The sequence below is a fragment of the Neptunomonas sp. genome, assembly GCF_041601355.1.
Classification (GTDB): Bacteria; Pseudomonadota; Gammaproteobacteria; order Pseudomonadales; family Balneatricaceae; genus Neptunomonas.
This window is the reverse complement of the sequence record NZ_JBFIIH010000044.1, coordinates 21,697-27,696: the sequence shown is the minus strand read 5'-3', so window position 1 is coordinate 27,696 and position 6,000 is coordinate 21,697. Positions and strand designations below refer to the sequence as shown.

At 47.0% G+C, this 6,000-nt stretch carries 7 protein-coding genes; 3 read left to right on the top strand and 4 right to left on the bottom strand.

All coding sequences use genetic code 11. The features are described 5' to 3' along the window. The 3 genes from ABY436_RS09095 to ABY436_RS09085 form a co-directional block, all read right to left on the bottom strand. A partial coding sequence (locus ABY436_RS09095) for an MlaD family protein (RefSeq protein ID WP_372738660.1) occupies positions 1 to 2,268 on the bottom strand: 2,268 nt, incomplete at its 3' end. Continuing rightward, positions 2,265 to 2,894 (bottom strand): paraquat-inducible protein A, encoded by a 630-nt coding sequence (locus tag ABY436_RS09090; protein ID WP_372738659.1) that lies wholly within the window; start codon positions 2,892 to 2,894, stop codon positions 2,265 to 2,267. The genes ABY436_RS09090 and ABY436_RS09095, both read right to left, overlap by 4 nt. Continuing rightward, complete coding sequence (locus tag ABY436_RS09085; RefSeq protein ID WP_372738658.1) at positions 2,891 to 3,529, bottom strand: paraquat-inducible protein A; 639 nt, start codon at positions 3,527 to 3,529, stop codon at positions 2,891 to 2,893. Before ABY436_RS09085 ends, ABY436_RS09090 begins: the two co-directional genes overlap by 4 nt. A gap of 141 nt (positions 3,530 to 3,670) precedes the next feature. Between ABY436_RS09085 and pdxH the strand changes: the two genes are divergently transcribed. Genes pdxH through ABY436_RS09070 form a run of 3 tightly spaced genes read left to right on the top strand, consistent with a single transcriptional unit; the run spans position 3,671 to position 5,463 of the window. Then, positions 3,671 to 4,321 (top strand): pyridoxamine 5'-phosphate oxidase, encoded by a 651-nt coding sequence (pdxH, locus tag ABY436_RS09080; RefSeq protein WP_372738657.1) that lies wholly within the window; start codon positions 3,671 to 3,673, stop codon positions 4,319 to 4,321. Continuing rightward, on the top strand, positions 4,318 to 4,980 hold the full coding sequence (locus ABY436_RS09075; protein ID WP_372738656.1) for an alpha/beta hydrolase: 663 nt from the start codon (positions 4,318 to 4,320) through the stop codon (positions 4,978 to 4,980). Before pdxH ends, ABY436_RS09075 begins: the two co-directional genes overlap by 4 nt. Before the next feature lie 12 nt (positions 4,981 to 4,992). Then, positions 4,993 to 5,463, top strand: coding sequence for a peptidylprolyl isomerase (locus tag ABY436_RS09070; RefSeq protein WP_372738655.1), 471 nt, complete (start codon positions 4,993 to 4,995; stop codon positions 5,461 to 5,463). 37 nt (positions 5,464 to 5,500) lie between these two features. On the opposite strand, the gene ABY436_RS09065 is transcribed toward ABY436_RS09070, so the two are convergent. After that, positions 5,501 to 5,758, bottom strand: coding sequence for a hypothetical protein (locus ABY436_RS09065; RefSeq protein WP_090729124.1), 258 nt, complete (start codon positions 5,756 to 5,758; stop codon positions 5,501 to 5,503). Positions 5,759 to 6,000: the final 242 nt, after the last annotated feature.

Below are 6,000 nucleotides of genomic sequence, written 5' to 3'. Positions count from 1 at the left end.
GTTGAGGCCATTTTTGTTTTGGAATATGGGTGCTTTGTGTGAGCCGCTAAAGGAAAAAGTGGCAGGCCCATCGCCTGAAAGCGCTTCAATATAGTTACCGGTGAGTAACCCCTCAGGGTGCTCTATGCCACTTAAGCGGATGGCGGGTGCGACTACCCAGAAACGGCTGTTTTTACGAGCCAGGAAGTGACCATCTCTGAAAAGGTCAATATTTACGCGTAATGCTTCGCCATCCTGAATCACCGCCACGTTTACTACTTTACCTACGGTCTGGCCTTTATAGCGAACATCGCTATTGGGCTGGATGTTCTTGCCAGTAGCGAAGATCACCTGAATACCAAGAGGCTGTTGTCGGCTGGTGATGCGGTCCTGGTAAAGTGTGAACATATGGTTAGGCTTGATACTGGCGCCTGGATAGTCTGTGTCAAAGGCAATACCACCTGATATGAGTGTTTTAAGTGATTCTGAGCGAATACTCATCTGCTGCAATGTGAAATCGGCTTTGATGCCGCTGGCATTCCAGAAGCGGCTGCCTTCATTGATCAGATGGATGTAGGCAGGATCGATAAACGCATACAGCGTGACACCTTTACCGTCTTTATTGAGAACGGTTTGAGCTATTTCACCCACTGTGATTTGTTTATAGAGAATCGGGTCTCCCGCTTTAAGTGAACCTGATTCCAGACTATGTAAGCGTATCTTGAGGGCATTTTGAAAACGCTGATCGGTCAGCGCGCCTTGTTGAGATGCTTGATGGTAATCGCTGTAGAGTGAATAAACCGTGGCGTTTGTCGTGGCGTTTTTCGCTTGTGGTGGGTTGAAAAATGCAATGCCGCCGCGAAAAAGTGTCGCTGCAGACTCTGTGCGCAGTTCAATGCCATCAATGTTAGCGGTTAAATCAATGCCGCTGGCATTCCAAAAACGACTGTTACTTTTTACCAGATGACTGTATCGCTGTTCTATAGCAGCATAGATAATGACATGCTCGCCCTTGGCATCCAGTTCATAATTGATCACTTCTCCGACAGGTAGCTGGCGGTACAGGACAGGAGATCCTTTGGTAAGCGAGCCGAGTTGATCGGTACGTAATTCAATCGCTTTTCCCTGACTTAACTGACGTTTAACCGGGGCGATTTGAAGCGCTGTGAAGTTTCGTTGTGCACTTCCCTGGCCGGGTTCAAGCTCAATGTAGCTGCCGCGGAGCAGTGTGCCGAGTTGATCAAGGTTCTCTAATGAAAGTTCCGGTTTCTGCAGCCAGAAGCGAGATCCCTCTTTGAGCAGGTCCTGGGCACGCGGGTCGATTAACAAGGTGCTATCCAGGTATTTGAAATCATCGGTGAGTGTGACCTGTTTGACACGTCCGATTTGAATGCCGCGGCTTAGCACGCTTGCTCCCTCTCTGAGTTCGGTTGCACCGGGAAATCGCAGCTGAACCTCAATACCATCTTGTGCTGCTTCGTAGTCGTCGTACAGGGGAAGTATTTGGCTATTGATGGCGGGAGCTGCTGTTTCATCTGGGGTGGAAAAATGGATCCCTCCCGCAATAATTGAAGCCAGAGAGCCGATCTGGATATCAATTTTTGGGAGGTCGGCTTTCACTTTAATACCACTGGCATTCCAAAAACGTGTGTTCTCTTTAATCAGGTAGGTGAAACGGGGTTCAATATAGGTTTCGATCAATACTTTTTTGCCGTCTGCTGCAAGGGCATGGCTGAGCACTTCACCGACCTCGATATCACGAAAATAAACTTTGGCGCCCTGGTAAACAGAGCGAGCGTTATCGGCGGTGAGAGTGATGTACAGACCACTGGCGTTCTTGATGGGTGGTGGAGGTTGGTCCAGGGCTTCAAATGAGCGCTTGTGAAGGCCTTTTTCGCCGGGCTGGAAGCTGATATAGCTTCCTGACAGTAGTGTTTCAAGACCGCGGACACCGGATAAAGATACCTGGGGTTTGACTAACCAGAACTGTGCCTGATCTGTCAGGGATTTTTCTGTCTGGGGCACCATTTCAATCAGTGCTCTGACACGCCTCAGGTCGTTATCAACCTTAAGTTCTTTGACGACACCTGTGGGTAAGCCTCGATAGAACACCTTGGTTTTGTTAGCTTCTAAGCCCGCGGCCGAATCAAAAATCACCTCGATCAGAATGCCTTTGCTGTCATAATTTTTATAAACAAGCCAGCCAGCAATAATGGCGGCGAGTAAGGGTAAGAACCAGATGGCTGATGGAAGGTGGCGGCGAGTAATGACCGGGTCATGATCACTCATGGAAAGACCTCAAGTTGTTCCAGATGTTTATCCCAGATTAAACGGGTATCAAAGCAGTTCGCTGCCAGCATGGTAAAAATAACAACAGCGGCAAATGCTGTCGCGCCGGTGTTACCCGTGACGCTGGCAAGGTTACCGAGTTGTACAATGGCGGCGAGTATTGCAACCACAAAAATATCCAGCATCGACCAGCGGCCAATCCATTCAACGAAATGGTACATCAGCATTTTCTGCCGCATATTGGTGGTCCAGCCGAGTTGAACGGTTAATAATAAAATAATCAGACCGACTATTTTCAGTACAGGGATAATAATTGAGGCTGCCAGAACGACAAAAGCGATCCCGAGCATACCATGGTCAAGGAGCTGCATAACACCTTGCATAATTGTAGCAGGGTCTCCCTGACCTAATGATCGGAATGTCATAATGGGTAGCAAATTAGCCGGAAGTAGCATAATCATTGAGGCGAGTAGCAGTGCCCAGGTGTAGGCAATGGAGTGTGGCTTTCGACGATGCAGGCGGGTTCCGCAGCGCGGGCAAGTAGTTTTGTCATCTGTTACAGAGGCAGGTCTTTTACAGCGATGGCAGAGAATGATGCCTTGAGTGAGTGCTGAGTGCTGTTTCACTTCTTCTCCAGTTGCTCAATGCGGCGCCAGAAACGGTGACTGTCGAGTTGCGTGGATGTCAGCAAGGTCATGATGATTAGCCCCGTTAAGCTATAGAGACCGATACCCGGTGTGACATCTGCTACATCAATTAATTTTACGATAGAAACAAGAATTCCCAGCATATAGATTTCAAGCATTCCCCAGCTATCCAGCTGTTGGTAGCTGCGCATTGACCAGGCCAATAAAGGTGCACGTTTATGCATGAGTAGGCAGGTGCTCAGATAGGCCAGTAATATAAGCTTCATTAACGGAACAATTATGGCAGACATCAGAACCAGTGCCGAGACCATGAACAGCTGGCTATCATAGAGTGCCATTACGGATGTAAAGATGGTTTCAGACTGAGAAAGTCCCAGTGTTTGCAAGGTTAATATGGGAAAAATGTTCGCAGGGAAAAAAAGAATTAAGCCGGCAACGGCCAGGGCCAGCGTCCATTCAATGGAATGATGCTTACTGGAAATAAGCAACGATTGGCAACGCGGGCAGTGCGCTTCATGCCGGTCCGGTATGGCGCGACGATTCAGCAGCAGGTCACACTCCGGACAGACCCAGTACTTTTCCGGTTGTAGCGATACTATTTCCTTATCTATCATACGTCTCTATTGATGCGTTTTAATCAAACTGCAGTATGCCAGAAATTACTCTGCTATGGCTATTCGCAGAAAACAACGCTCAGGCAGATGTATGGTCGTAAGCTTTTGGTTATAGTAAGCCGCTTATACAGGAGATAGAGAATGTCCGAAACCGCGGGTGATTTTACCCAATTGCGTCGAGAGTATGTATCCCAGGGGATAGCAGACAACAGCTTAGTCGCCGATCCGTTTAAACAGTTTACAGAATGGTTCGATGTGGCATGTCAGGTACGGCCTGATGATGCAACATCCATGACGTTAGCAACGGCTAACAAGCAGGGAATGCCATCAGCCAGAACTGTTCTGCTAAAGCATTTTGATGTGAATGGTTTTGCCTGGTATACCGATTACCAGAGCCAGAAAGGCCGGGAGCTAGAAGAAAATCCGCAGGCCGAGATTTTATTCTACTGGTATGGTTTGGAAAGACAGATACGTATACAGGGACGCGTAGAGAAACTAACAGCTGATCAGGCAGATATCTATTTTCATCAGCGCCCTTTGGGTAGTCAGTTAAGTGCGGCTGTTTCCGAGCAAAGTCAGCCGGTAGCATCGCGTCAGGTATTGGAACAACGTGTGGCGCAATTACAGGCACAATACAAAGAGCAAGAAGTACCTTGTCCGCAGCGTTGGGGAGGATACCGCTTAATTCCTCAAAAATTTGAATTCTGGCAGGGACGGGAAAATCGCCTGCATGATCGTTTTCAGTATCGTTTATCGGATAATAACTGGATCATTGAGAGGCTACAGCCATGATAGATAACGACATGATAATGGTGGAAACACAGCCGGCTTGTGATGCTGTGATTATCTGGATGCATGGACTGGGTGCGGATGGATCTGATTTCCCCCCGACGATCCCTTATTTGAGGTTGCCCAAAGAACTCGCTGTCCGTTTTCTGTTTCCTAATGCACCAGAGCAGGCAGTGACGATCAATGGCGGCATGGTGATGCGCTCCTGGTACGATATTCTGAGTATGAATATTGGCCGTGAAATTAGTGAAACCCAACTGCAAACGTCAGTGACTGATATCTCAGCCATAGTGACTCATCAGATTGAGTCTGGTATAGCGCCAGAGCGTATTCTGCTGGTGGGCTTTTCGCAGGGAGGAGCCGTCGCTTATGAAACCGGCTTAAGCTATCCGGCTAATCTGGGTGGTATAGCCGCCATGTCAACATATCTGCCGCGTCCTATCCAGAAGATCAATAATGTGGCCGCGTTATCAATGCCGCTGTTGTCTTTGCATGGTGAGTACGATGATGTTGTGCCACTGGCATTAGGCGAGAGCGCTGTGATGCAGTTGAAGCAAAAAGGTTATCAGCCTGATTGGCAGACATTTAAGATGGCACATGAAGTGTCGGTAGAGTCACTAGAGGTGTTGGGACGCTGGATAGCAAAGCGACTAATGCCATGAGGGGAACACTTAATGCAAATTTCCGATAATGTGGTTGTGTATTTTCATTACGCCTTGATCAATGAGCAGGGTGAAGTATTGGACGGCAGTAAAGGTGGCGAGCCTATTCCTTACCTGCATGGCTGTCATAATATTGTGCCTGGGCTGGAAAAGGCGATGGAAGGCCGCACAGCCAAAGAACATTTCAGAGTGTCATTAACGCCACTGGAAGGATACGGCGAAGTTGATGAGGATAAAATTTACGATGTTGAACGTAAATTGTTTTCCCGCATGCCCGAGCTCTCCGTTGGTCTGATGTGTCATATAACCAATGAAGCCGGTGAGGACGAAGTAGTCTCAGTGATTGAAATCGAAGACGATCTCGTCACAGTTGATGCTAATCACCCCTATGCAGGACAAAGTCTTACCTTTGATGTTGAGATCGTATCGGTAAGAGAAGCAACCCCGCAAGAACTACAAGCAGGCCAGACTATCGCAGTTTAGCGCCGGCATTTTCAGGCGCTTGTTTCTTCAGGCGCCTTTATACCTTTTCCCGCCACTCCAACTCTCCTATATGAACATTTAGCCACTCAAAGCCGATTTTTCGGGCAACGGCAGCCGCACCATCGAGGCTTTTAAATTCTCTTTCTTTTTTGCTGCGTTGCAGATCCAGCGTAATGACATTGTTGTCTTTTGCGATGAATTTAAGTGTCCATCCGCGTGACATGGCAATGGGCGTTGCCTGGCAGGATTCAAACACTCCAGCGTTAAAAAGCAGTCTTATTTCTTTTTCTTGCATAGTCTTAATCTCTTTTTGAGTAATCTTTATTTATATATGATAATTCTATAATAATTAATGATTGTCCGCAAATAAAATACGACTGTTTTATTGTTTTAACCAATTGATTCTAAAGGATTTTTTATTTATTTTTATTAGATGTTTTTTCCGCAGGAATTTATTTTTAACTCATTGTTTTTAAATGATTTTTTGTTACCCCAAGGCTATTGTCTTTTTAAATCTATTAGTCAATTTCGATAGCT

Bases quoted from the DNA above. Each gene is read 5' to 3' on its own strand.
- pdxH (WP_372738657.1), top strand. From the start codon at position 3,671: ATGTCCGAAACCGCGGGTGATTTTACCCAATTGCGTCGAGAGTATGTA.
- ABY436_RS09085 (WP_372738658.1), bottom strand. From the start codon at position 3,529: ATGATAGATAAGGAAATAGTATCGCTACAACCGGAAAAGTACTGGGTC.
- ABY436_RS09075 (WP_372738656.1), top strand. From the start codon at position 4,318: ATGATAGATAACGACATGATAATGGTGGAAACACAGCCGGCTTGTGAT.
- ABY436_RS09070 (WP_372738655.1), top strand. From the start codon at position 4,993: ATGCAAATTTCCGATAATGTGGTTGTGTATTTTCATTACGCCTTGATC.
- ABY436_RS09065 (WP_090729124.1), bottom strand. From the start codon at position 5,758: ATGCAAGAAAAAGAAATAAGACTGCTTTTTAACGCTGGAGTGTTTGAA.